At 73.6% G+C, this 24,319-nt stretch carries 24 protein-coding genes; 17 read left to right on the top strand and 7 right to left on the bottom strand.

What is annotated here, in order from left to right:
• The 3 genes from ACFV1J_RS33545 to purS form a co-directional block, all read right to left on the bottom strand.
• Positions 1–165 (bottom strand): hypothetical protein (locus ACFV1J_RS33545; protein WP_385864514.1); only part of this gene is annotated, 165 nt, incomplete at its 3' end.
• A complete protein-coding gene (gene purQ / locus ACFV1J_RS33540; RefSeq protein ID WP_385864512.1) occupies positions 162–842 on the bottom strand; it encodes a phosphoribosylformylglycinamidine synthase subunit PurQ in 681 nt (226 codons plus the stop codon). The genes ACFV1J_RS33545 and purQ, both read right to left, overlap by 4 nt.
• Positions 839–1,093 carry a phosphoribosylformylglycinamidine synthase subunit PurS gene (gene purS, locus ACFV1J_RS33535; protein ID WP_385864510.1) on the bottom strand — a complete coding sequence of 85 codons (255 nt, stop codon included), beginning with the start codon at positions 1,091–1,093 and terminating at the stop codon, positions 839–841. Before purS ends, purQ begins: the two co-directional genes overlap by 4 nt.
• A gap of 341 nt (positions 1,094–1,434) precedes the next feature.
• On the opposite strand from purS, the gene ACFV1J_RS33530 reads away from it, so the two are divergent.
• The 14 genes from ACFV1J_RS33530 to purM all read left to right on the top strand — a co-directional run bounded on the left by ACFV1J_RS33530 (position 1,435) and on the right by purM (position 15,891).
• Positions 1,435–2,832: a flavin-containing monooxygenase gene (locus tag ACFV1J_RS33530; protein WP_385864508.1), complete on the top strand. Its 1,398-nt coding sequence runs from the start codon at positions 1,435–1,437 to the stop codon at positions 2,830–2,832.
• Positions 2,829–3,707, top strand: a complete 879-nt coding sequence (locus ACFV1J_RS33525) for a hypothetical protein (protein WP_385864506.1) — start codon at positions 2,829–2,831, stop codon at positions 3,705–3,707. The genes ACFV1J_RS33530 and ACFV1J_RS33525 overlap by 4 nt, the downstream gene beginning before the upstream one ends.
• On the top strand, positions 3,704–4,234 hold the full coding sequence (locus ACFV1J_RS33520; RefSeq protein ID WP_385864504.1) for a hypothetical protein: 531 nt from the start codon (positions 3,704–3,706) through the stop codon (positions 4,232–4,234). Before ACFV1J_RS33525 ends, ACFV1J_RS33520 begins: the two co-directional genes overlap by 4 nt.
• The gene (gene purF / locus ACFV1J_RS33515) at positions 4,231–5,706 is read left to right on the top strand and encodes an amidophosphoribosyltransferase (protein WP_385864502.1); all 1,476 of its coding nucleotides are present in this window, start codon (positions 4,231–4,233) and stop codon (positions 5,704–5,706) included. The genes ACFV1J_RS33520 and purF overlap by 4 nt, the downstream gene beginning before the upstream one ends.
• Before the next feature lie 11 nt (positions 5,707–5,717).
• The gene (locus tag ACFV1J_RS33510; protein WP_385864500.1) at positions 5,718–7,517 is read left to right on the top strand and encodes a fatty acyl-AMP ligase; all 1,800 of its coding nucleotides are present in this window, start codon (positions 5,718–5,720) and stop codon (positions 7,515–7,517) included.
• Complete coding sequence (locus tag ACFV1J_RS33505) at positions 7,514–7,789, top strand: acyl carrier protein (RefSeq protein ID WP_385864498.1); 276 nt, start codon at positions 7,514–7,516, stop codon at positions 7,787–7,789. The genes ACFV1J_RS33510 and ACFV1J_RS33505 overlap by 4 nt, the downstream gene beginning before the upstream one ends.
• Before the next feature lie 2 nt (positions 7,790–7,791).
• Positions 7,792–8,103, top strand: a complete 312-nt coding sequence (locus ACFV1J_RS33500) for a DUF6506 family protein (RefSeq protein WP_030416144.1) — start codon at positions 7,792–7,794, stop codon at positions 8,101–8,103.
• A gap of 101 nt (positions 8,104–8,204) precedes the next feature.
• The gene (locus ACFV1J_RS33495; protein ID WP_385864495.1) at positions 8,205–9,377 is read left to right on the top strand and encodes a cytochrome P450; all 1,173 of its coding nucleotides are present in this window, start codon (positions 8,205–8,207) and stop codon (positions 9,375–9,377) included.
• A 15-nt stretch (positions 9,378–9,392) separates the two neighbouring features.
• Positions 9,393–10,403, top strand: coding sequence for a 3-oxoacyl-ACP synthase III family protein (locus ACFV1J_RS33490; protein WP_385864493.1), 1,011 nt, complete (start codon positions 9,393–9,395; stop codon positions 10,401–10,403).
• Positions 10,400–11,143, top strand: coding sequence for a glycosyltransferase family A protein (locus ACFV1J_RS33485; protein WP_385864492.1), 744 nt, complete (start codon positions 10,400–10,402; stop codon positions 11,141–11,143). The genes ACFV1J_RS33490 and ACFV1J_RS33485 overlap by 4 nt, the downstream gene beginning before the upstream one ends.
• Positions 11,140–12,327 (top strand): cytochrome P450, encoded by a 1,188-nt coding sequence (locus ACFV1J_RS33480; RefSeq protein WP_385864491.1) that lies wholly within the window; start codon positions 11,140–11,142, stop codon positions 12,325–12,327. Before ACFV1J_RS33485 ends, ACFV1J_RS33480 begins: the two co-directional genes overlap by 4 nt.
• Positions 12,324–13,892 (top strand): class I adenylate-forming enzyme family protein, encoded by a 1,569-nt coding sequence (locus ACFV1J_RS33475; protein WP_385864488.1) that lies wholly within the window; start codon positions 12,324–12,326, stop codon positions 13,890–13,892. The genes ACFV1J_RS33480 and ACFV1J_RS33475 overlap by 4 nt, the downstream gene beginning before the upstream one ends.
• Positions 13,889–14,776, top strand: coding sequence for an NAD-dependent epimerase/dehydratase family protein (locus tag ACFV1J_RS33470; RefSeq protein ID WP_385864486.1), 888 nt, complete (start codon positions 13,889–13,891; stop codon positions 14,774–14,776). Before ACFV1J_RS33475 ends, ACFV1J_RS33470 begins: the two co-directional genes overlap by 4 nt.
• Before the next feature lie 44 nt (positions 14,777–14,820).
• On the top strand, positions 14,821–15,891 hold the full coding sequence (purM, locus tag ACFV1J_RS33465; RefSeq protein WP_385864483.1) for a phosphoribosylformylglycinamidine cyclo-ligase: 1,071 nt from the start codon (positions 14,821–14,823) through the stop codon (positions 15,889–15,891).
• On the opposite strand, the gene ACFV1J_RS33460 is transcribed toward purM, so the two are convergent.
• Positions 15,876–17,159, bottom strand: coding sequence for an exo-beta-N-acetylmuramidase NamZ domain-containing protein (locus ACFV1J_RS33460; protein ID WP_385864481.1), 1,284 nt, complete (start codon positions 17,157–17,159; stop codon positions 15,876–15,878). The two genes, purM and ACFV1J_RS33460, sit on opposite strands and share 16 nt — an antisense overlap.
• 172 nt (positions 17,160–17,331) lie before the next feature.
• On the opposite strand from ACFV1J_RS33460, the gene ACFV1J_RS33455 reads away from it, so the two are divergent.
• From ACFV1J_RS33455 to ACFV1J_RS33445, 3 genes are read left to right on the top strand one after another with little or no spacing between them, the layout of a single operon-like run.
• Positions 17,332–18,105 carry an SDR family oxidoreductase gene (locus ACFV1J_RS33455; RefSeq protein WP_385864480.1) on the top strand — a complete coding sequence of 258 codons (774 nt, stop codon included), beginning with the start codon at positions 17,332–17,334 and terminating at the stop codon, positions 18,103–18,105.
• Positions 18,102–19,763 (top strand): AMP-binding protein, encoded by a 1,662-nt coding sequence (locus ACFV1J_RS33450; RefSeq protein ID WP_385864477.1) that lies wholly within the window; start codon positions 18,102–18,104, stop codon positions 19,761–19,763. The genes ACFV1J_RS33455 and ACFV1J_RS33450 overlap by 4 nt, the downstream gene beginning before the upstream one ends.
• Before the next feature lie 26 nt (positions 19,764–19,789).
• The gene (locus ACFV1J_RS33445) at positions 19,790–20,401 is read left to right on the top strand and encodes a TetR/AcrR family transcriptional regulator (protein ID WP_385864476.1); all 612 of its coding nucleotides are present in this window, start codon (positions 19,790–19,792) and stop codon (positions 20,399–20,401) included.
• A gap of 484 nt (positions 20,402–20,885) precedes the next feature.
• Here the strand turns inward: ACFV1J_RS33445 and ACFV1J_RS33440 are convergent, their stop codons facing one another.
• From ACFV1J_RS33440 to ACFV1J_RS33430, 3 genes are all read right to left on the bottom strand, one after another.
• Positions 20,886–22,100 (bottom strand): acyl-CoA dehydrogenase family protein, encoded by a 1,215-nt coding sequence (locus ACFV1J_RS33440; protein WP_385864474.1) that lies wholly within the window; start codon positions 22,098–22,100, stop codon positions 20,886–20,888.
• A 5-nt stretch (positions 22,101–22,105) separates the two neighbouring features.
• On the bottom strand, positions 22,106–23,158 hold the full coding sequence (locus tag ACFV1J_RS33435; protein WP_385864472.1) for a phosphotransferase family protein: 1,053 nt from the start codon (positions 23,156–23,158) through the stop codon (positions 22,106–22,108).
• Positions 23,159–23,341: 183 nt separating this feature from the next.
• Positions 23,342–24,292, bottom strand: coding sequence for an MBL fold metallo-hydrolase (locus ACFV1J_RS33430; RefSeq protein WP_385864470.1), 951 nt, complete (start codon positions 24,290–24,292; stop codon positions 23,342–23,344).
• Positions 24,293–24,319: the final 27 nt, after the last annotated feature.

The following is a 24,319-nucleotide window of genomic DNA, read 5'->3' as shown; positions in this document are numbered from 1 at the left end:
GTGCTCGGACCACATCACCGAGTACATCGCCAGCTCCGCCCCGGTGGGGCGGCGGCCCAGGATCTCGCGGATCCGCGCGTACTCGTCCTCCTTCAACCCCAGTTCGGCCCACGGCAGCTCGGTGTCCGGCGTGGTGGCGGCGTGCTTGACCGTGTCCAGCGTCATGCGTTGACCAACTTCTTCAAGACGGAGGTGAAGAATCCCAGGCCGTCGGTCCGGCCGGTCCCGATCAGCGGCTCCACCGCGTGCTCGGGGTGCGGCATCAGACCGACCACATTGCCCGCCGCATTCGTGATGCCGGCAATGTCACGCAGCGAACCGTTGGGGTTCGTGCCCACGTAGCGGAAGGCCACCCGGCCCTCCGCCTCCAGCATGTCCAGCGTCCGTTCATCGGCCACGAACCGGCCGTCGATGTTCTTCAGCGGAACGGAGATCTCCTGCCCGGCCGTGAAATCTGTCGTCCAGGCCGTGGACGCGTTCTCCACCCGCAGCTTCTGGTCACGGCAGATGAAGTGCAGATGGTTGTTGCGCAGCATCGCGCCCGGCAGCAGATGCGTCTCGGTCAGCACCTGGAACCCGTTGCAGATACCCAGCACCGGAAGACCGTTCCGGGCGCCGGCGATCACCGATTCCATGACCGGTGAGAAGCGCGAAATGGCCCCGGCGCGCAGGTAATCGCCGTACGAAAACCCGCCGGGCAGGACCACGGCGTCGACCTGCTTGAGGTCCTTGTCACGGTGCCACAGCGGCACCGCCTCGGCGCCCGCAAGACCGACCGCGCGCCGGGTGTCACGGTCATCGAGGGTGCCGGGGAAGGTGATCACCCCTATCCGTGCGGTCATGACGGCTCGACCTTCACGGTGAAGTCTTCGATGACGGTGTTGGCGAGGAAGGTGTCGGCCAGTTCCTCGATCCGGGCGAGGGCGGCGTCATCGACCGGCCCCTCCACCTCCAGCTCGAACCGCTTGCCCTGACGGACATCGGCGATCGCGATTCCGTCGAATCCGAGACGGGGCAGTGCGCGCTGCACCGCTTGCCCCTGCGGGTCGAGGATCTCCGGCTTGAGCATGACGTCGACCACGACGCGTGCCACTGGCACTCCTTCCGGTAAGTGCTTTCACGCAAAAGGGAGTTGAATGGTTCCACCGGAAGGGAAAAAGTGACCTGTTTCACTTCGGGGTGAGCTGATTCGCGCCGGAGTGACGTACTGCGCTCCGGCGTGAAGTGCGGATCAGTCCCGTCGGTCCGGGCCGCCGTCCGGTCGGCTCCATTAGGGGGAAGCCGGGGCGGCGAAGTCAAGGCGCGGCAGGAATCCCGCCGGTCGTTTGAAAGTCCTTGAAAGTGGCTGGAGTCGACCCCGCGACTTGATGAAGTCTTGTTCGTACAGCAGCACCCTCACCGGCTTCCGAGGGGGCTGCCTACGCCGCACCATCGATGGGGGAATTCAGTTCCATGCCAGAACCACAAGTGGATCCACGGCCGGTCGCCGTCATCGGAGCGGGCCCTTCCGGGCTGGCTTCTCTCAAGAACCTCAGTGATCTCAACATTCCGTGTGTGGCGTACGAGGCGCACTCCGGCGTAGGCGGTATCTGGGACATCGGGAATCCGCGGAGTTCCGTCTACCAGAACACCCACACCATCACCTCCCGCGAGGTGACCGGTTATGCGGATCTTCCCATGGACCGCGGGCTGCCGGCGTATCCCCGGCACGATCAGGTGCACCGTTATCTGCGGCAGTACGCGGAGCGGTTCAACCTGCTGCCGCTGATCCGGTTCAACTCCGACGTCACACAGGTCGAGCGGCTCACCGACGGCTGGCGGGTCACCACCGCGGACGGTCACTCGGCCGAGCACCGCGCGCTGATCATCGCGAACGGCCACAACTGGCACCCCCATATGCCGGCGTTCTCCGGGAAGTTCGACGGCGAGATCCTGCACAGCCGGGACTACACCAGCCCGGCCGGTCTCGCCGGCAAGCGGGTCCTGGTCATCGGGGCCGGAAACTCCGGCTGTGACATCGCGGTGGAAGCCGCCGGGGTCACCGACCACGTCGCGATCAGCATGCGCCGCGGCTACTACTTCTTCCCGAAATTCATCTTCGGAAAGCCCGCGGACCAGGTCTCCGAATCGAGCCAGAATCTGCGGCTGCCGGCCCCGGTGGCGCGGGCGGCGTACCGGACCATGCTGAAACTGAGCATCGGCAGCCCCGAACAGTTCGGACTGCCGAAGCCCGATCACGAGCCGCTGGAATCCCCGCCGATCGTGAACTCCCTGCTGCCGTACTACTGCGCGCACGGCCGGGTGAAGGTGCGCAAGGCCCCGGTGCGTTTCGACGGGAAGTTCGTCGAGTTCTCGGACGGTACGTCGGAGGAATTCGACACCATCATCATGGCGACCGGTTTCCGGATCCACATTCCGTTCGTCGGCGAGGAGCACCTCGACTGGAACAAGGGCCGGCCGGACTTCTATCTGCTCGCCTTCTCGCCGCGCTACGACGACCTCTTCATCGCCGGAATGACCGACGGAACGGGCGGCCATTTCCCGACCGTCGAGCTGCAGTCGCGGGTGATCGCGAGCTACCTGGCGGCCCGGGAACACGACCCGGAGGCGGCCCGCCGGTTCGACGAGCGCAAGCGGAGGCGGGACGTGGACATCACCGGCGGGATCAAGTTCCTGGACTCCCCGCGCAATCTCACCCAGTTCGAACTCCTCACCTATCTGCGGGTGCTGCGCGACCACCTGTCGCTGCTCGGCGGCCGCGACACCACCTACGCCCAACGGCCCTCCCTGCTGGAGCAGGCGGCCGCGCTCTTCTCGGGAGGCCGCAAGTGAACGCCGTCGGTGCGGCGGTACTGAGCGAGGTGCAGAAGGAGGTCCTCGACGAGGTGCTCGTCGGGGTGCCGTACAACAGCGCCTCCCAGTTCCACGAGTACTTCGGCACCCGGGCCGCCCCGCCGCGGTTCGGACAGTCCTGCGCCTGGCAGTCGTTCACGGCCGGCCGGCTGGTCGCCGAACGGTCCGGGATCACCGCCGAATACCCCATCGACGGGCGGCATGTGGCGGCCGTCTACCGGCGGGCGGAGGGCATCGACATCCTCGACCCGTACCTGCTGCACGCCGAGCCGCTGCGGCTCGAACGCTCCGCCGCGACCGACGGCGTCGTACGGCTGACCGTCGACGCCTACCCGTACCGCGTCAAGAAGGACGGCAGCCCGGCGCCCAGCCGGGTGCGGGCCACCTGGACGCTCGACGACGACGCGGTCCGCCTGGACTACCTGCGCTACAGCCCGCGGCGCGGCCACAACATCGCCTCGCGGTCGTTCGTGCTGCGCCCCGAATCGCAGCTGGAGACCGTGCCGCCGGCCGCGGACTGGGTGCGTCCGCTGCTGGTCCACCCCGAGCAGCACAGCGTCTCCCTACGGGTGCTGCACCCGGCCACCCGGCAGATGGCCGAGCTGATCCTGCCGCTCGCCGGACGGCCCGCCGGGGTCGCCGAGGACAGCCTGCTGATGATCACCAAGGACAACCAGGGCGCCGTCGCGACCCACGGCGACGCCCGCTTCCGGCACGACCTGGAGACCGTGGCGGACGCGGTCGGCGCACCGCAGGACGACGTGGTCGCCTTCCTCCTCGAAGCGGCCGCGATCCACCGCGCCGCGGCCCCGGCCGGGCTGGTCCTGGCCCCGTACTCCCTGGAGGACGAGTGACCGCCCCAGCCGCGCGGGACGACCGGCCCGCCCGTTCCTACTTCCTGGCCGGCACCATGCAGGGCGCGCGCACCGGCGCCGACCTCACCGACCAGTCCTACCGGCAACGGCTGACCGAGGCGCTGCGCGCGCGGCGCCCCGACGCGGTCATCCACGACCCGGGCGTGATGATGGCCGAATGGCTCGCCGCGCACCCCGCGGACGTCCGCGCCGCACACGCCGCGCTGGCCGACCGCACGGTCCTGCGCCACGACGAACTCGCCAAGGAACTCCGCGAGTTGACCGACCTGTTCCACCGGCTCACCCGGCTGGCGGCGGACAGCGACGTCTGTGTGGCCTGGCTGCCCGGGCACGAGCCGAGCATGGGCACCGCCGCCGAGATGCTCTCCGCGCACCGTGCCGGACGCACCGTCGTCGCGATCACGGACATGCGCCAGAACCTCGCGGTGCTGTCCTGCTCGACCGTGATCCTCCCGGACCTGGCCGCCTTCACCGACTGGCTCGACGCGGGCGGTGACGCCTTATGACCGGGCACCTGTACGACGCGGACAAGCCCCGCGAGGCCTGTGGCGTCGCGGGGGTCTGGGGGCCGGCCGGCCACCACGCCGCGCTGGTACGGGAGATGCTCGTCGCACTGCAGCACCGCGGCCAGGAGAGCGTCGGCATCGCCGTCGGCACCGGCGACGCCCTGGTCGCCCGGCACGGCGCCGGCACCGTCGCCCAGGGACTGCCCGACCTCGACGGACTGCCCGACGGCCCGGTCGCGGTCGGCCACGTCCGCTACGCCACCCACGGCGCCCGGGACGGGCTGGCCGGCGCCCAGCCGGTCGTCCTGGACCGGCCGCCGCTGGCCCTGGCCCACAACGGCACCCTCGTCGACCCGCACACCGCCCCCGGCGCCGAGGCCATCGACCCCGGCCGGTGGGCCACCGACAGCGAGCTGATGGCGCACCTGCTGCTCGCCCGGCGCGCCGCGGCGGGCGTCGACACCTCGACCGCCCTGCACGCCGTCCTGCCCGGACTCACCGGCGCCTACGCGCTGGTGCTGTCCGACGGCGCGCAGCTGTACGGCGTGCGCGACCCGCACGGCTTCCGGCCGCTGGCCCTCGGCCGGCGCGGCGACGCCTGGCTGCTCGCCTCTGAGACCGCGGCGATCACCACCGTCGGCGGCGAGGTGGTCCGCGAGCTGGAACCCGGCGAGGTACTGACCATCGGCCCGCACGGCACCGCGAGCAGCCGGGTGCCGGTGCCGGACGCCAAGACCGCGGCCTGCCTCTTCGAATACGTCTACTTCGCCCGGGCCGACTCGGCCCTCGCCGGGCGCAGCGTCTACCAGGCCCGCTACCGGGCGGGCCAGGCGCTGGCCGACTACGCGCCGGTGACCGGATCGCCGCGCCCGGTGGTCGTCGCCACCCCGGAGACGGCACGGGTCGCCGCCGACGGTTACGCCGAGCGGGCCGGACTGCGCGTCGTCCAGGGCCTGTTGCGACCCGGGGCGGTCGGCCGCAGCTTCATCGCGGGCGACCCGGCGGCCCGGGAGACCACCGTGCGCCGCAAGCTCGCCCCGGTCGCCGCCGCGGTCGCCGGGCAGCGGGTGGTGCTGGTGGACGACTCGCTCGTCCGGGGCACGACCATGCGCACCGTGACCGGGCTGCTGCGCAAGGCCGGGGCCGTCGAGGTGCACCTGCGGGTGGCCTCCCCGCCGTACCGGTGGCCGTGCTTCTACGGCATCGACACCGGACGGCCGGAGGAACTGCTCGCCGCCCGGCTGCCGATCACCGAACTGGCCGAGCAACTGGGCTGCGACAGCGTGGCGTTCCTCTCGCTGGACCGGCTCCTGGAGGCGGCCGGCGGGGACCCCTCCGGCTACTGCACCGCCTGCCTGACCGGCCGCTACCCGACCGCGACCCCCGCCGGGACGCTCGCCGCCCCGGCCACCCGGCCGCAGCCGGGAACCAGATCCGGCACCGCCCTCGCGTCCCGAGGCACCGTCGAATGAGGAGCACAGCAGTGAACACCCCAACCGAGGCGACCACGACCACGGTGCCGGACCCCGGCCGGGAGCCCCGCACCCTCGTCGAGGCGCTGCTCGCCCGCGCCGCGGGCCCCGACGCGCACCGGCCGGTGGTCACCGCCCTCGACGCGTCCGGGGACACCATCGAGACCCTGACCGCCGTCGAACTCGACCACCGGGCCCGGGAGCTGGCCACCGCGCTGCGCGCGACCGGTACCGCCGGCGACCGCGTCATCGTGCCGGCGCTGCCCGGACTCGACTTCCACATCGGCTTCCTGGGCTGCCTGTACGCCGGCATGATCGCCGTACCGGTGCCCGCGTTCCGCACCGCCGCCCGCGGCGGCACCACCACCCGCGCCGAGCGGCTGTCGGCGATCTGCGGCGACTGCGACCCGTGCGCCGTCCTCGTCTCCACCCAGGAGGACGCCGACGAGGCCGACGCCGAACTGCTGCCCGGCGTGCGGTGGATCGCCGTCCGCCGGGCGGACCGCCCGGAGGCCGGCGGGGCCGCGCTGCCCGACCCGGTCGCGCTCGACCCGGCGACCACGGCGCTGCTCCAGTACACCTCCGGTTCCACCGGCGACCCGCGCGGCGTCGTCGTCCGGCACGGCAACCTCGTCGCCAACCAGATCGCGATGCGCGACGCCTGTGAGGTGGAGCCCACCACCACCATCGTCAGCTGGCTGCCGTTCTTCCACGACATGGGCCTGTGCACCGCGGTGGTGCTGCCGCTGGTGTCCGGCGCGGCCACCGTCACCATGGAGCCGGCCACCTTCGTCCGCGACCCGCGGGTGTGGCTGCGCGCCATCGCCGCCGAGGACGACGTGTTCACCGCCGCGCCCGACTTCGCGTACGACATGTGCGTCAACCGCATCCCCGCGGAGGAGCGCGCCGCCCTCGACCTGTCCACCTGGCGGGTCGCGGTCAACGGCTCCGAGCCCGTACGGGCGGCCACCCAGCGGCGGTTCGCCGAGGCGTTCCGGCTGAGCTTCTTCCGCGAGGAGGTCTTCTCGCCCGGCTTCGGGCTCGCCGAATGCACCCTCCTGGTGAGCGTCAGCCCGTCGCTGGAACCGGTGGTGGCGGTGCACTACGACCGCGACGCACTGGCCGAGGGCAAGGCCGTGCCGACCACCGACACCGCGGCGGGCGTCGAACTCGTCGGCTGCGGGCCGGTGGCGGACGGCATCCGCGTCGCCGTGGTCGACCCGGCGACCCGCCGGCCGCTCGCGGACCGCGTGGTCGGTGAGATCTGGGTCGACTCGCCGGGCAACTGCGGGGGCTACTGGGGCCGCGAGCAGGAGTCCGCGGAGGTCTTCGCGGCCCGCACGGCCGGCACCGAGGACGGCTCCGGCCCCACCTACGTACGGACCGGGGACCTCGGATTCGTCGACGGGGGCGAGCTGTTCATCACCGGCCGCATCAAGGACGTGCTGATCATCGGCGGGGAGAACTACTTCCCGCAGGACGCCGAGGCCGTCGCGGTCGCCGCCCACCCCGCCTTCGCCCAGCAGCGGGCCGCTGCCTGGCCGCTCCACGAGGACGACCGGGGCGTCGCCGTCGTCGTGGAGACCACCGTGCGCGACCCGGAGGTGCTCGCCACCGCCGTCCGCGCGGCCGGTATCGCGGTGGCCAAGGTGCTGCCGACCGCGGTCAGCGTCTACGCCGTACCGCGCAACAAGGTGCCCCGCACCACCAGCGGGAAGATCCGCCGGCGCGCCTGCGCCGAGCAGATGAGGTCGGGCCAGCTGCCGCCGCTGGCCCAGTGGTCCAGCATGCGGAAGGACGGTGCGGTATGAGCGTCACCCAGGAGATCACCCCGGAGCTCGTCGTCGAGCGGCTGCGCCAGGTGCTGGCCGAGCTGCTGGAGATGGCACCCGCCGACCTCGACGCGGACGTCCCGCTCAGCGCCTTCGGCATCGACTCCATGACGAGTTTCGTGCTGCTCGGCGACCTGGAGAAGTGGTGCGGCGCCGAACTGCGCACCGAGGCGTCGCTGGGCACCCTCACCCTGACCGAGGCGGCCGACGCGGTCGTGGCGGAGCTGCGGCAGCCGCGGAAGGAGCGCTGAGCATGGCCCTGGACGCCTTCGGGTTCCTCTTCACCGGACGCGGGCTCGACCCCGACCGCGACCGGTCCGTCATCGAACGGGACGGCTTCCGCGCCGTCATCGTCGGCATGGCGGACCCGGCCCGGGCGCCCGAGATCGCCGCCCGGCTCGTCGACGAGGGCATCCAGCTCATCGAACTGTGCGGCGGCTTCGGCCCCGTGTGGACGGCCCGGGTCATCGAGGCCACCAAGTCCCGTGTCCCGGTCGGCTCGGTCGGCTACGGCCCCGAGTCGATCGACGGCATGGCAGCGCTCTTTCCTCCGCAGGCAGGCTGATCCCGCAGCCTGCCCCCCCGCCGGGCCCCCTTTCGTCCCCCCGTACGGGAGGAGGCCCGGCGGGCCCCGGCCGTTCCCCCGACACCACGAGAGGGACCACCATGAACCGCGCCGGACTCCACGAGCTGCGCGTCCTGGCCGCCAGCCGCCCCGCCCTCCCGCTGCTGCTGCACGCCGGCCGGCTGGCCCGGCCCCTGACGTACATCCCGAAGCTGGGCTGGCTGACCGCCGACGCGGCGACCGCCCGGTCCGTGCTCGTCGACCAGAAGCACTTCACCGTCCTCGACCGCGGCGGCGTCGGCCGGCTGTGGGCCCAGCTGCTGGGCGACTGGGTCGAGGACCTCTTCGACGGCGAGGGGCACCGGGCCCTGCGCGCCGGCACCCGCGAGCTGTTCGGCGAGACCGCGGCCCGCGAGCTGGTCGACCGCACCATCGGGGCCCGGCTCGTCGAGGCCCGCGTCCAGCTCGCCGCGGGACGGCCGGTCGACGTCGCGGCCCTCGGCCGGGCGGTGGTCGGACGGATCGTCACCGAGCTGCTCCGGGTCCCGGTCACCGGCACCGACGACGCCGCCTACGAACGGGTCTTCGCCACCGCCCGGGAGCTCGCGGCACTGTCCGTCGAAGCGGCCGGCGGCGGCGAGTTGACCGAGGCCACGGTGGCCCGCGGCCGGGGCATCGTCGCCCGGCTCACCGGGCACGTCGAGGGCCTCTGGGCGACCGAGCCCGCCGACCGCCTCATCGGGCGCTGCCGCGAGGTCGGCCTGGACGCCCGGCAGACCGCCGGCATGGCCGCGCTGGTGGGCGTGGCCGCCACCGAGACCGCCGCCAGCGCCATCACCAGAACCGTCGCGCTGCTGCACGACACCGGCGAGCAACACGCCCTGCTGGCGGCCCCGCAGCGGGTCCCGGACGCGGTCCGCGAGGGGCTGCGGGTGACCGCACCGGCCCCCGTCATCGGCCGGACCGTCCGCAGCCAGGTACGGCTGGCCGGGCGCACCCTGCGGGCCGGCGACCGGATCACGCTGCTCAACTACACGGCCAACAGCCTCACCGGCGGCTTCCGGCTCGGCCGGCCCGCCGAACCCGCCAACCGCCAGCTGTGGTTCGGCGCCGGCCGCCACCACTGCCTCGGCTCCGCCATCGCCCAGGCGGAGATCGGCCGGACCCTGGAGACCCTGACCGCGGTGGGGCGGCCCTGGCGGATCACCGGGCGCCGCTACAGCCGCCGCGTGGTCATCCCCTCGTACGACCGGCTGACCGTGACCCTCGTCTGACGGGAGACCAGCACCATGCCCCAGATCCACGCACGGCTCGCCGGGGTGGCCGTCCACCTGCCCGAGACCGTGCGCACCACGACGGACACCGAGCGGCTGGTGGCCGCCGCGAGCACCGGATTCCGCCCGCCGCCCGGCCTCGTGCACCGGCTGACCGGCGTCGAGCGGCTGCACGTCATGCCCGACGACTGGCAGGCGTCCGACCTGGCGGCCGCCGCGGCCCGCAAGCTCCTCGCGGACACCGGCACCGACGCCGGCACCGTCGACCTGCTGCTCTTCGCCGCCGCCAGCCAGGACATGATCGAACCGGCCACCTCGCACATGGTCGCCGACCGGCTCGGCCTGCGCTGCCCCGTCTTCGACGTCAAGAACGCCTGCAACAGCGTGCTCAACGCGCTGGAGACCGCCCATGCGCTGATCGCCCAGGGCTCCTACCGCCGGATCCTCATCGCCTGCGGCGAATCGCCCTCCCGCGCCGTCCGCTGGGCGGTGCCGGACCTGCGCAGCTACCTCGCGTCGATCCCCGGCTACACCCTCTCCGACGCCGGCGCCGCGCTGCTCGTCGAGGCGTCCGCGGAACCCGGCGTCCTCGGCTGCGGCTTCACCGCCGACTCCGCCTCCTGGAACGTCGGCACGCTCGCCTCGGGCGGCTCGGCCCACCCCCGCGGCGAGGAACACACCTACTTCCGGCTCGACGGCGTGGGCCTGCGCCGCGCCTTCGAACGGCTCGGCCCGCAGATCCTCGACGACACCCTGGACCGGCTCGGCGTCCGCTGGCAGGACATGGCGGCCATCTGCGTCCACCAGGTCTCCAAGCCTTATCTGGACCAGCTCGCCGAACGGTTCGGGCTGCCCCCCGACAAGATCCCGCTCACCGTCACCGAGCACGGCAACGCGGCCTCGGCCAGCCTGCCGCTGCAGCTCGTCCGCGCCCGCGAGAGCGGCCGGGCCGGCGTCGGCGACCTGGTGGCCCTGGTCGGCCTCGCCGGGGGCATCAGCATGGGAGTGAGCGTGATCCGGCTGTGAGGCTCTGGGTGGTGGTACCGGCCTACAACGAGGCCCCCGGCATCACCGCGACGCTACGGGCGCTCGCGGCCCAGACCGACCGGAACTTCTCCCTGGTGATCGTCGACAACGACTCCACCGACGGCACCGCGGACGTCGTACGGTCCTTCGGCTACCCCGGCGACCTGCACCTGGTGCACGAGACCCGTAAGGGCACCGGCGCGGCCGCCGACACCGGGATGCGGCACGCCATCGCGCACGGCGCCACGCACCTGGCCCGCACCGACGCCGACTGCCTGCCGGCGCCCGACTGGACCGCCCGGGTCCGGGCCGGCTTCGACGCCGGGCTGGAACTGATCGCCGGCCGGCTGCGGCCCCGCACCGACGAGGCACCGCTGCCCCCGGTCCGGCGCGCCGCGCTGGTCGCCGCGACCGAAGTGGCCGCGCTCTTCGGCCGGTTCCGCCCCGGCAACCGCGGCCCGGAGTACCTCGGCCCGTACGTGATGGCGCCCGGCTGCAACATGGCGATCACCGCGGAGCTGTACGCCCGCGCCGGCGGGTTCCCGCGCACCGCCATCGAGGAGGTCCACGAGGACCGTGCCCTGGTCAACGCGGTCCGCCGGCTGACCACCGCGTACGGCACCCGGCGCGACGTGAAGGTGGCCGGCTCGGCCCGCCGGGTGCGGGCCTGGGGCCTGCGCCGCACCCTCGGCTGGTACGCGGACCACCGCTACCGCCCCGAGGTGGTGGACATCCGGTGACGACCACCACCACGGCGGCGCCCGCCACCTGGGAGCGCTGGGAACACCGGGTGCAGACCGCCGCCCACCCCGTCGCCCACCGGCTGCTGCGCGCGATCGCCGCCCGCGGCCCGGTCGTCCGGGTGCCGCGGGTCGGCGTCGTGGTCAGCGACGCCGCGCTGGCCCGCGAAGTCCTCTGCGACACCGAGCACTTCACCAAGACCGGGCCCGGCTCACCGTCCGACCTGTGGACGCCGGTGCTCGGCCCGTCCGTGCTGCTCAACATGGAGGGCCCCGACCACGCGGCGCTCCGCCGCCGGCTGTCCGGACTCTTCACCCCCGGCTACGTCACGGCCCTGTGCGCCCGCGTGCTGGCGCAGCCGCTCGACGCACTGACCCGCCGGCTGCGCGCCGGCGAACAGGTCGATCTGGTCCGGGTCGCGCAGATCTGCGCGGGCGCCGCGATCTGCGCGATCGTCGGGATGCCCGCGGAGCCCGGCCGGTTCGGCGGGGCGCACGCCGAGGCGTCCGAGGTGACGAAGTCGGTACGGCTGTGGCGGTCCGGCATGACGGGCCGTCAGGTGGCCCGGGCGCGGGAGGTGCTGGGCCGGCTGACCGCCTCCGCGGTGACGGCCTACCGGCAGGGCGGCGACCAGACCCTGCCGGGCCGGCTGCGGGAACTGGGCCTGACCGAACAGGAGGCCCGCGGGGCCGTCGGCGCCTTCCTGCTCACCGGCACCGAGACCCTGGTCTCGTTCATCCCGCGGCTGCTCGCGCTCTGCCACGACACCGGCCGGCTCGACCGGCTCGCGGACCCCGCCGCCGACCCCGACCCGGTGATCGAGGAGGCCCTGCGGATCACCGTGCCGTCCCCCGTGATGCTGCGCAGCGTCGCCCGCACCGCACGGATCGGCGGCGTCCCGGTCGCACCCGGCGACCGGGTCGTGGTGGCCACCCTGCTGTGCGCACGGGCCCACGGGCCGTTCGACCCCGACCGGCCGCACCCGCCGGAACTGCGCCGGCTGTGGTTCGGCGCCGGCCCGCACTTCTGCCTCGGCATGCCGCTGGCCATGGCCCAGATCCGCGCGGTGCTGACCGCCGCGCTCGCCGCCGGACCGGTCGCCGTCACCGGCCGCCGCCCGGTCCGGCACGTCCTGATCCCCGGCTACGCCCGGCTGAACATCGAACTCAGGAGCACCAGTTGACCGGCACCCGGCCCGCGGCGGACGACCGGATCGATCTGCTCACCGCCTTCTTCGACACCGCCGGGCGGCGCGCCGACGCGCCCGCCCTCACCGGCCCGGACGGCCGCACCCTCGACTACCGCGAGCTGTCCCACGCCGTCCTCGCCACCGCCCGCGGACTGCGCGAGGCCGGAATGGCGGCGGGGGAGCGGATGCTGTTCTCCGTACGCCCCGGACCGGACGGCGTGGTGCTCGCCCTGGGCGTGATCGCCGCGGGCGGCACCGTCGTCTTCGCCGACCCCGGCGCCGGACCCGAACTCTTCACCGCCCGAAGGGAGTTGGCCCGGCCGCGCTGGGCCGCCGCCGAGTCCCTGCTGTACGCGGTGGCCCGCTACGGCCGTCCGCTGGCGCGCCGGCGCGGACTGCTGCTGCCGCACTACCACCGGCTCGGCCTGCGGCACGTCCACACCGGCCGCCGACTGCCCGGCGTCCCCGCCGGGTCGCTGTCCGCCCGCCGGCTCGCCGCCGGCCCCGCCCCGGCCGACCGCCCCGGACCGGCGCCCGGACAGGAGGCCCTGGTCGTCTTCACCTCCGGCACCACCCGCGCGCCCCGGGCCGTGGTCCACACCCGCGGCTCGCTCGGCGCCGGCCTGGTCGGCTGCGGCTCCGCCCTCGGCATGGCCGACGGCGACGTCCTGCACACCGACCAGCTGATGATGGGCATCCCGGCCCTGGTCGCCGGCGCGCACTGGACCATGCCGCCCTACGGCTTCGCGCCCGCCGCCGACCCCGGACGGTTCACCCGCGGACTGGCCGGCGCCACCCACGCGTTCTGCGTACCGGCCGACCTGCCCGCGGTGCTCGACGCCGTCGAACGGGGCGAGACGGCCCTGCCCGCCTCGCTGCGGCACCTCGTCCTCGGCGGCGCGCCCGTCCTGCCCGGCCTGCTGCGCCGGGCCACCCAGGTCCTGCCGCGGGTCCGCTTCCTCGCCGTGTACGGCATGACCGAGATCGTGCCGGTCGCGGTCGCCACCGGCGGCGCGAAGCTCGCCCACCGCGGCCCCGGCGACCTGCTCGGCACCCCCCTGCCGGGGGTCCGGGTCCGCACCGCCCCGGACGGCGAACTGCTCGTCTCCGGGCCGAACCTGTGCCGCGGCTACCTCGGCGAACCGGCGATGACCGAACACGCCACCGGTGACCTCGCCCGGCTGGAGAACGGCGCACTGGTCCTGCTCGGCCGGAAGAAGGACATGCTCATCCGCGGCCGCACCAACATCTACCCCGGGCTCTACGAACCGTCCGTCGCCGCCCTGCCCGGCGTCGCCGACGCGGTCATCGTCGGGGTCCCGGACGCGTACGGCGACGAACGCGTCGTCCTGGCCGTCGTGCCCGAACGGCCGCCGGCCGACCCGGAGTTGCTCGCCGACGCCGTGCGCTCCCGGCTGCCCGCCCTGATCGACGCGGCCGCACTGCCGGACGAGGTGGTCGTCCTGGACCGCATCCCGGTCACCGGCCGCACCCGCAAACCGGACCGTGCCGCGCTGCGCGACCTGCTGGGCAACCGGACGGCGGGGGTGTCGCGATGAGGATCGCGGTGACCGGCGCCCGCGGCTTCGTGGGCGGCGCGGTCTGCCGGGCGGCGACCGCCGCGGGCTGGACCGTGCACGCCCTCACCCGCGCCGACTGGGACCTGTGCGCCGGGGTCTGGGCGGACGCCCCCGAGGTCGACGCGGTGGTGCACGCGGCCGCCGCGGTCCGCGACTGGGGCCCGCCCGGCCCCGTCTGGCGCGCCAACCTCACCGGCACCCGGAACGTGGCCGCGTCCTTCCCCGGCGCCCGGCTGGTGCACCTCTCCACGGCCAGCGTCTACGACCCGTTCCGGCCGACCGTCCTCGGCCACGAGACCGAGGCCCCGGTCCGCCGCTACCTTACCCCGTACGCCGCGTCCAAGGCCGCCGCCGAACTGGCCCTGCGCGGCCACCCCGACACCGTCGTCCTGCGCCCGCACGCCGTCTACGGACCGGGCGACCGGACACTCCTGCCCCGGGTGCTCGGCGCGGTCCGCGGCGGCTCCCTGTGGCTGCCGGGCAACGGCACCGCCCTGCAGTCGCTCACCCACATCGACCACCTGACCGCGGCCGCCCTGCTGGCCTGCGACCGGGCCACCCGCCCCGGCACCTACAACATCGCCGACGCGGCCCCCGTCCCCATCGGGGAGGCGCTGCGGGCCCTGCTCGCCGCCCGCGGCCTGACGGTACGGCTGCGCACCGTACCGACCGCCCTGGCGTCCGCCGCCGCGGCGACCGCCGAGACGGCCTGGCGGCTCGCGCAACGACCCGCGCCGCCGCGGCTCACCCGCTACGCGCTCAGCCACCTCGCCATGGAACGCACCCTGGCGCTCGGCGCCGCCCGCCGCGGCCTCGGCTTCCGCCCGGGGCCGACCTCCTTCCAGGGCGCCGCGTCATGGTGACCCCGCGCCCCGCCACCTCCCCACTCCCCGAAAGGCGGCCGTCCGTGAGCCCTCGCACCGGAGCCAGCTATGCGTCCGCGGGCGTCGACATCGAAGCCGGCGACCGTGCCGTGACGCTGATGAAGCAATGGGTGCGCAAGACCGCCCGCCCCGAGGTCGTCGGCGGCCTCGGCGGGTTCGCCGGCCTCTTCGACGCCTCGGCGCTGAAGCGCTACACCCGCCCGCTGCTGGCCTCGGCCACCGACGGCGTCGGCACCAAGGTCGACCTCGCCCGCGCCCTGGGCGTCCACCACACCATCGGCCACGACCTCGTCGCGATGGTCATGGACGACATCGTCGTCTGCGGCGCCGAACCGCTGTTCATGACCGACTACGTGTGCGTCGGCAAGGTCCACCCCGAGCGGGTCGCCGCGATCGTCAGGGGCATCGCCGAGGGCTGCGTGCTGGCCGGCTGCGCGCTCATCGGCGGCGAGACCGCCGAGCACCCGGGCCTGCTCGGCGCGGACGAGTTCGACCTCGCCGGGGCCGGCACGGGCGTCGTCGAGGCGGACCGGCTGCTGGGCGCCGAACGCGTCCGTACCGGCGACGCGGTGATCGCGATGGCCTCGTCGGGCCTGCACGCCAACGGGTACTCCCTGGTCCGGCACGTCCTGCTCGACCGGGCCGGCATGCGCCTGGACCAGCACATCGCCGAACTCGGCCGCACCTTGGGCGAGGAACTGCTGGAACCCACCAGGATCTACGCCGCCGCCTGCCTGGCGCTGACCCGGACGACCGAGGTGCACGCCTTCGCGCACATCACCGGCGGCGGACTGGCGGGCAACCTCGCCCGGGTGGTCCCGGACGGGCTGCACGCCACCGTCGACCGCGCGACCTGGACACCGGGCCCGGTCTTCGGCCTGGTCGGTACGGCCGGCCCGGTCGAACGCCGCGAGCTGGAACGGACCCTGAACATGGGCGTCGGCATGATCGCCGTCGTCCCGCCGGAGTCCGTGCCGGCGGCCCTCACCACACTCGCCGACCGCGGGGTGGACACCTGGGTCGCCGGGGAGATCGTCGAGCGCGGCGACCGCACCACCGGCGCGGCACTCGTCGGCGACTACGCCGGCGGATAGCGGAGGTAACGGGCCCGCACCGCACGGAACGTCGCCAGCCCGGCCTGCCAGGCGGCGACGATCTCGTCCGGGTCCGCGCCCGCGTCGATCATCGTGCGGACCGTCGCCGAACCGGTCAGCCGGTCGATGCCGTGGTCCGGCCGCCAGGCGAAACCGCCCCAGACCCGCTTCGCGGTGACCAGCAGCCCGATGCCGGTGCGCACCGGGTCGAAGGCGGCGCGGTCGTGGACGTGCAGCTGCACCCCGCCGACGGTCTTCCCCTGGAACTTCGAGAAGGTGGGCGCGAAGTACGCCTCCCTGAAGTGCACGCCGGGCAGGGCGAGTTCGGTGGCGGCCGCGGCCCAGCGGCGGTCGATGCCGTCGGCGCCGAGCAGCTCGAAGGGGCGGGTGGTGCCGCGCCCCTCGGAGAGGTTGGTGCCCTCGAAGAGGCAGGTGCCCGCGTAGACCAGTGCGGTGTCCGGGGTGGGCATGTTGGGGCTCGGCGGGACCCACGGCAGGCCCGTCGCGTCGTAGAAGTCGCCCCGGTGCCAGCCCTTCATCCGCACGGTCGTGAGCTCCACCGGACGGCCGGCCGCCTGCGGCACGAACTCGCCGTTGAAGAGCAGGGCGAGTTCGGCCACCGTCAGGCCGTGCGCCTGCGCGATCGGCTCGCGCCCGACGAACGAGGCGTACGCCTTGTCCAGCACCGGGCCGGAGGCGAAGCGGCCGGTGACCGGGTTGGGCCGGTCCAGCACCACGAAGCGCTTGCCGGCGAGGACGGCCGCCACCATGCAGTCGTAGAGCGTCCAGATGTAGGTGTAGAAGCGGGCGCCGACGTCCTGGATGTCGAAGACGACGGTGTCGACACCGGAGGCGGTGAAGATGTCCGCGAGCTCCTTGCCGCTCTTGTTGTACGTGTCGTAGACCGGCAGCCCGGTGGCCGGGTCGTCGTAGCGGCCCTCGGAGCCGCCCGCCTGCGCGGTGCCGCGGAAGCCGTGCTCGGGGCCGAAGACGGCGGTCAGCCGGACCCGCGGGTCGGCGTGCATCACGTCCACGATGTGCCGCAGATCGGTCGCGACGCCGGTGGGGTTGGTGATGACGCCGACCCTTTCGCCCTCCAGAAGGCGGTAGCCGTCCGCGGCCAGCCGCGCGAAACCGGTCCGCACCCGCCGTCCGCCCCGGTCCGGGCCGGACGCGGCCCGCGCCGGCGCCGCGGCCGCGGCCAGGGCCGTACCGGCCGCGCCGGTCGCCGCCAGATGTCCCAGCAGAACGCGCCTCGACAGAGCCATCCGCACACCTCCGTGATCGGGGAAGCCAACCGGTACGTGCGGTGCGCACGCTAACGCGCCGGGCGCCGTCCGGGAACGGGACCGGCCGACCGGAAACCGACTCTTCCGCTCCCACATACCGACTGGTTAGTCTGCCTGTCAGTCGATCCGCGCGACCGAGGGAGACACCGCAGTGGAAGCCGTACGGGACAAGGCCGTCGTCGTGACCGGGGCCGGCGGGGGGATCGGCGCGGCACTGGCCCGCCGGTTCGCCGCCGAGGGCGCCCGGGTCGTGGTCAACGACCTGGACGCCACCAAGGCCAAGCAGACCGCCGAGGAGATCGGGGCGGTCGCCGTCGCCGGGGACGCCTCCGGCATCGTCCCGGCCGCCCGCGAGGCCCTCGGCGGCACCATCGACGTCTTCTGCGCCAACGCCGGCGTCGGCACCGGCGGCGGACCGGACGCCCCCGAGGAGGACTGGGCGCTGGCCTGGGACGTCAACGTCATGGCCCACGTCCGGGCGGCCCGCGAACTGCTCCCGGAGTGGCTGGCCCGCGGCAGCGGCCGCTTCGTCTCCACCGTCTCCGCGGCCGGACTGCTCACCATGGTCGCCGCCGCGCCGTACAGCGTCACCAAGCACGGCGCGTACGCCTTCGCCGAATGGCTCTCGCTCACCTACCGGCACCGCGGCATCGACGTGCACGCCATCTGTCCGCAGGGCGTCCGCACCGACATGCTGGCCGCCACCGGCGTGGCCGGGGACCTGGTGCTCACGCCCACCGCCGTCGCGCCCGATGCCGTCGCCGACGCCACTTTCGAGGCGATCGAGCAGGGCCGCTTCCTGGTCCTGCCGCACCCGGAGGTCGCGGACTACTACACCGCCCGGGCCACCGAGCCCGACCGCTGGCTGACCGCGATGAACCACCTCCAGCAGAAGCTGGAGCAGCGCGAAGGGGGCGCCCGGTGACCACGTACCACGACAAGCCCTGGCTGGCCCTGCTCACCGACGCCCAGCGCGGCCCGGTCCAGCCGCCGCCCTCGGCCCTGCACGCCTTCCGCGCCGCCACCCGGAAGGCCCCCGACCGCACCGCGCTCGCCTACTTCGACGGCCGGCTGTCCTACGCCGAGACCGACGCGCTCTCCGACGGCATCGCCGCCCACCTCGCCGCCCGCGGATTCCGGCCCGGCGACCGGGCCGCGATCATGCTGCAGAACACCCCGCACTTCGTCCTCGCCCTGCTCGGCGTCTGGAAGGCCGGCGGGGTCGTGGTGCCGGTCAACCCGATGTACAAGTCCGCCGAACTGCGGCACGTCCTGGACGACGCCGAGGTCACCGCCGTGATCTGCGCCGACCGCACCTGGGACGGCTTCCTGCGCACCACCGCCGCCGCCGTGCCCTCCGTACGCCTCGCCCTGACCACCTCCGAGCGGGAACTGCAGACCCGTAACGACGCCCGGGTACTGCGCGGGGAGCCGCTCGGGCCGCAGGAGGGCGCCGACGACCTGCTGACCGTCGCCCGCACCGCCTCGACACAGACCGCACCGCCGGCCGTGCCCGGGCCGACCGCCGACGACCTCGCGCTGATCAGCTACACCTCCGGCACCAGCGGCACACCCAAGGGCGCCACCAACACCCACGGCAACATCACCTACAACGCCGAACGCCAGCGCACCGGCCACGGACTGCCCGAGGGCACCACCTACTTCGCGCTCGCCCCGCTCTTCCACATCACCGGCATGGTCTGCGAACTGGCCACCTGCTTCGCCAACGCCGGCACCCTCGTGCTCGCCTACCGCTTCGACGCCGGTGTCGTCCTGGACGCCTTCCTGGAACACCGCCCCGCCTACACCGTCGGCCCCTCCACCGCCTACATGGCGCTGATGGCCCACCCGGACGTCACCCGCGACCACTTCGCGTCCTTCGCGATCATGTCGTCCGGCGGCGCGCCGCTGCCGCCCGCCCTCGTCGAGAAGTTCCGCACCGCCTTCGGCCCGTACCTCCACAACGGCTACGGCCTGACCGAGTGCACCGCGCCGTGCGCCAGTGTGCCGCCCGGCCGGGAGGCGCCGGTGGACAAGGCCTCCGGGACCCTCGCGGTCGGCGTGCCCGGCCCGGACACCGTCGTGCGGATCATCGACGAGAACGGCGCGGAGCTGCCGTTCGGCGAACCGGGCGAGATCGCGGTCCGCGGACCCCAGGTCGTGCCCGGCTACTGGCGCCGCCCGGACGCCACCGCCGAGGCCCTCCCGGACGGCGAACTGCGCACCGGCGACATCGGCTTCATGGACGCCGAGGGCTGGCTCTACGTCGTCGACCGCAAGAAGGACATGATCAACGCCTCCGGCTTCAAGGTGTGGCCGCGCGAGGTCGAGGACGTCCTCTACGGCCATCCCGCGGTGCGCGAGGCGGCGGTGGTCGGGGTGCCCGACGCCTACCGCGGCGAGTCGGTCAAGGCGTACGTGAGCCTGCGCCCGGGGGCCGAGGTGCCGCCCGCCGAGCTGGCCGCGTACTGCAAGGAACGGCTCGCGGCGTACAAATATCCCCGTGAGGTGGAGATCCTGACCGAGCTCCCGAAGACCACGAGTGGCAAGATCCTCCGACGGGAGCTGCGCCACCGCGCATGACGTACGACAAAGGACAGGTGAGGGCGATGGCCGGCACGAAGGACGGCACCGGCAACGGCAACGGCAGCACGAAGCCGGTGGCCCGGCGGCTGCTGGCCACCGCCACCAGGCTCTTCGCGGAGCAGGGCTACGACCGCACCTCCGTCCAGGAGATCGTGGACGCGGCGGGCGTCACCAAGGGCGCCCTCTACCACTACTTCGGCTCCAAGGACGACCTGCTGCACGAGGTCTACGGCCGGGTGCTGCGGCTCCAGCAGGAACGCCTCGACCACTTCGCCGGCGCCGACGCGCCGGTCGAGCAGCGCCTGCGCGACGCCGCCGCCGATGTCGTCGTCACCACCATCGAGAACCTCGACGACACCAAGATCTTCTTCCGGTCGATGCACCACCTCGGCCCGGAGAAGGACAAGCAGGTACGCGCCGAACGCCGGCGCTACCACGAACGGTTCCGCGCCCTGATCGAGGAGGGCCAGCGCTCCGGCGTCTTCGCCGCCGACATCCCCGCCGACCTCGTCGTCGACTACCACTTCGGCTCCGTCCACCACCTCGGCACCTGGTACCGCGAAAACGGCCCCCTCAGCCCCCAACAGGTAGCCGACCACCTGGCCGACCTCCTCCTGAGGGCGTTGCGCCCGTAGGCCACACCGGCAAGTCAGTGGTCCACGCCGTGGGCCGCGGCCCGTGCGCGGGCGCGGCTCTCGTGGTCCATGCCGGGGTCGGTCGGGCGGGGCGGTACTCCGGGGTCCGTCGGGCGAGGCGGTGCTCCGGATTCCGTCCCGCGCCTCGGGGAGTCCGCCCCGCGCCGCCCGGGAGTCCGCCCCGCGCCCCCGGGGTCCGGCCCCCGGCGCCCACCCCGGGAATACCGCCAACCCCCACCCCGTTGTGGCCCCGAAGGGGGCCCTCGCGTCCCCTACGGGATGCGTTCGACGCCCCCCTACGGGGACCGCCCGCCCTCCTGCTACGGGGACCGCCCGCCCTCCCGGGACCGCCCGTAAGGGACCGTCCCCCGACGAGGACCACCACCCCCCGCCAAGCCCGAGCTGGGGCCGCCCCACCGGTACGGCCCCAGCTCGTGTCTGCTGTTTTCGTCTGCCGCTGTCGTCCGTCGCTGTCGGTCCGTGGCTAGCGGTACTGCTTCAACTCCCGCCGGGCCAGGGACCGTTGGTGGACCTCGTCCGGGCCGTCCGCCAGGCGCAGGGTGCGGGCCGCGGCCCACAGTTCGGCGAGCGGGAAGTCCTGGCTCACGCCGCCCGCGCCGTGCAGCTGGACCGCCTTGTCGAGGATGTCGACGACCGTGCGCGGTGTGGCGATCTTGATCGCCTGGATCTCGGTGTGTGCGCCCTTGTTGCCCACGGTGTCCATCAGCCACGCGGTCTTCAGCACCAGCAGCCGCAGCTGCTCCACCGCCACCCGGGCGTCGGCGATCCACTCCTGCACGACGCCCTGCTGGGCCAGCGGCTTGCCGAACGCCGTACGGGTCACCGCCCGTTGGCACATCAGCTCGATGGCCCGCTCGGCCATGCCGATCAGCCGCATGCAGTGGTGGATCCGGCCGGGGCCGAGCCGGGCCTGGGCGATGCCGAAGCCGCCGCCCTCCTCGCCGATCAGATTGCCCACCGGCACCCGTACGTCGTGGAACACCACCTCGGCGTGCCCGCCGTGGTAGTGGTCCTCGTAGCCGTAGACCTGCATGGCGCGCTTCACCTCCAGGCCGGGGGTGTCGCGCGGCACCAGGACCATCGACTGCTGGCGGCGCGGGTCCGGGCCGTCCGGGTCGGTCTTGCCCATCACGATGAAGATCTGGCACAGCGGGTTCATCGCACCGGAGATGTACCACTTGCGGCCGTTGATGACGTAGTCGTCGCCGTCCCGCTCGATGTGCGTGGTGATGTTGGTGGCGTCCGACGAGGCCACGTCCGGTTCGGTCATCGCGAACGCCGACCGGATCTCGCCGGCCAGCAGCGGCTCCAGCCACTGCTTCCTCTGCGCCTCGTTGCCGAACTGCGCCAGCACCTCCATGTTGCCGGTGTCCGGCGCCGCGCAGTTCAGCGCGGTCGGCGCCAGCTGCGGGCTGCGGCCGGTGATCTCGGCCAGCGGCGCGTACTGGAGGTTGGTCAGCCCGGCGCCGTACTCCTCGTCCGGCAGGAACAGGTTCCACAGCCCCTGCCGGCGGGCCTCGGCCTTCAGTTCCTCGACGACCGCCGGGGTGTCCCACGGCGAGGCGAGGCCGGCCCGCTGTTCGTGCGCGGTCCGCTCGGCGGGCAGGACGTGCTCGTCCATGAACGTCAGCAGCCGCGCACGCAGCTCCTCGGTCCGGGCGTCGAATGCGAAGTCCATGGGGCTCAGCCTTCCTTGAGGGTGGTCAGTCCGCGGTCGATGAAGACGGGCACGAGCTCGCCGATCCGGTCGAAACCGGCGCCGACGGTCTGTCCGAGGGTGAAGCGGTAGTGGATGCCTTCGAGGATCACCGCGAGCTTGAACCAGGCGAACGCGGTGTACCAGGCGATGGCCGAGGTGTCCCGGCCCGAGCGGGCCGCGTAACGCTCGATCAGCTCGGCCGGGGAGGGGTGGCCGGGGGCGCCGCTGGTCGTACTCACCGGGGACTCGGGCAGGCCCAGGTCGGAGCTGTACATCGCCAGCAGGCCGAGGTCGGTCAGCGGGTCGCCGAGGGTGGACATCTCCCAGTCCAGCACGGCCTTGATGGTGTCGTCGGCGCCGACCAGTACGTTGTCCAGCCGGTAGTCACCGTGCACGACGGCCGGCGCGGGGGAGGCGGGCAGCGCCCGGCCGAGCGCCTCGTGCAGCTCGTCGATCCCGGCCAGTTCACGGTTCTTCGAGGCGGCCAGCTGCTTGCCCCAGCGCCGCAACTGGCGCTCCAGGAAGCCGTCCGGACGACCGAAGTCGCCCAGCCCCACCGCCTCCGGATCCACGGCGTGCAGCTCCACCAGCGTGTCCACGAGGGACAGCACCACGGCGCGGGTCCGGTCCGGACCGAGCGGCGCCAGCTGGGCAGCGGTGCGGTACGGCGTGCCCTCGACCAGCTCCATCACGTAGAACGGGGCGCCGAGCACCGACTCGTCCTCGCACAGCAGCAGCGTCTCCGGCACCGGCACCGGGGTGGGGTGCAGGGCGCTGATCACCCGGTGCTCGCGCCGCATGTCGTGCGCGGTGGCCAGGACGTGGCCGAGCGGGGGCCGGCGGACGACCCACCGGGCGGCGCCGTCGGTGACCCGGTAGGTGAGGTTGGACCGCCCGCCCTCGATCAGCTCCGCCCGCAGCGGCCCGCCGGCCAGTCCGGGCCGCTCCCGGTCCAGATGCGCGCGCAGCCGCGTCAGGTCGAGGCCGGGTGGATCCTCCCGGTCCGGGGCCGTGGGGGGAGGGGTGCCCTTGCTCATCGTGCTCCTCCGTGGGGAGTGGACGGTCCGACGGTCGATCGGTCGTGCCCCGATCATGCCGACTAGTCGGTATGGCGTCCAGTGGCGGTACGTGGGGCGTCCGTCACGCACCGCCGCACAGGACGGTTCCGGCCACCCCGGACCGCCCCCTCAGACGTGACAGGCCACCCGCACTCCGCCCCCTCAGGCGTGACAGGCCACCGGCACGCCGCCGTTCATCACCGTCATGTCGCCGAACCCGACCAGCGGATCGAGCGGCGCACCCGGCGCCCCGCCCGCCAGCTCCGCGTACGCCCGGTGCAGATTGGCCACCAGCCGCTCCGACTCCGCCAGCTCCGCGAACGGGCCGAGCTCCGCCCGCTGCGCCACCTCCAGCGGCGTACGGCCGGCCGCCCGGCCCTCCTGCGCCAGCTCGCCGACGAACCGCAGATAGCGCTCGATGACGTCGTACACCTCGGGGCCGGCGACCGGGCCGTGCCCGGGTACGACCGTTTCGGCATCCAGCGAGCGCAGCAGCTCGATCGCCTTGAGCGAGCCGGTGAGCGAGCCCATGAAGACGAACGGGGTGCCGCCGTGGAAGACCAGGTCCCCGGTGAAGACGATGCGCTGCCGGGGCAGCCAGACCACGGTGTCCCCCGGAGTGTGTGCCACGCCCGGGTGGATCAGCCGCACCTCGGTGTCGCCGAGGTGCAGGGTGAGCTCGTCGGTGTAGGTGACGGTCGGCGGGGTGAGCCGGATGTCGCCGTACTCCACCTCCGGCCAGACGGCGTGCAGTTGGTGCCCGGCGGCCAGCAGCTCCCGGCGGCAGGCGGCGTGCCCGATGACGGTCGCCTCGGACGCGAAGACGCCGTTGCCGTAGGTGTGGTCGCCGTGGTGATGGGTGTTGACCACGAACCGGGGCGCCGGCGCGCCGCTCTCCGCGATCCGCCGCCGCAGCAGCCGGGCCCGGCGCTCGGTGGCGGCGGTGTCCACGACGAGCGTGCTCCCGCCGCCGGTGAGGAACCCGGCGTTGTTCAGGCACCAGCCACCGTCCGGCTGGATGAACGCGTGCACCCCGCCCCCGAGTTCGGTCAGATACGGCTCTTCCAGTACGGTCCGCCCGGCCGCCATGGTCCGTTCCGCCGCTTCCGTCATGGGTACGCCTCCTGCTCCGATGCCCCG

The sequence above is a fragment of the Streptomyces sp. NPDC059649 genome (genome assembly GCF_042734445.1).
GTDB lineage: Bacteria > Actinomycetota > Actinomycetes > Streptomycetales > Streptomycetaceae > Streptomyces.
The sequence above is the reverse complement of the archived record's forward strand: the minus strand, read 5'-3'. Positions and strand labels throughout refer to the sequence as shown.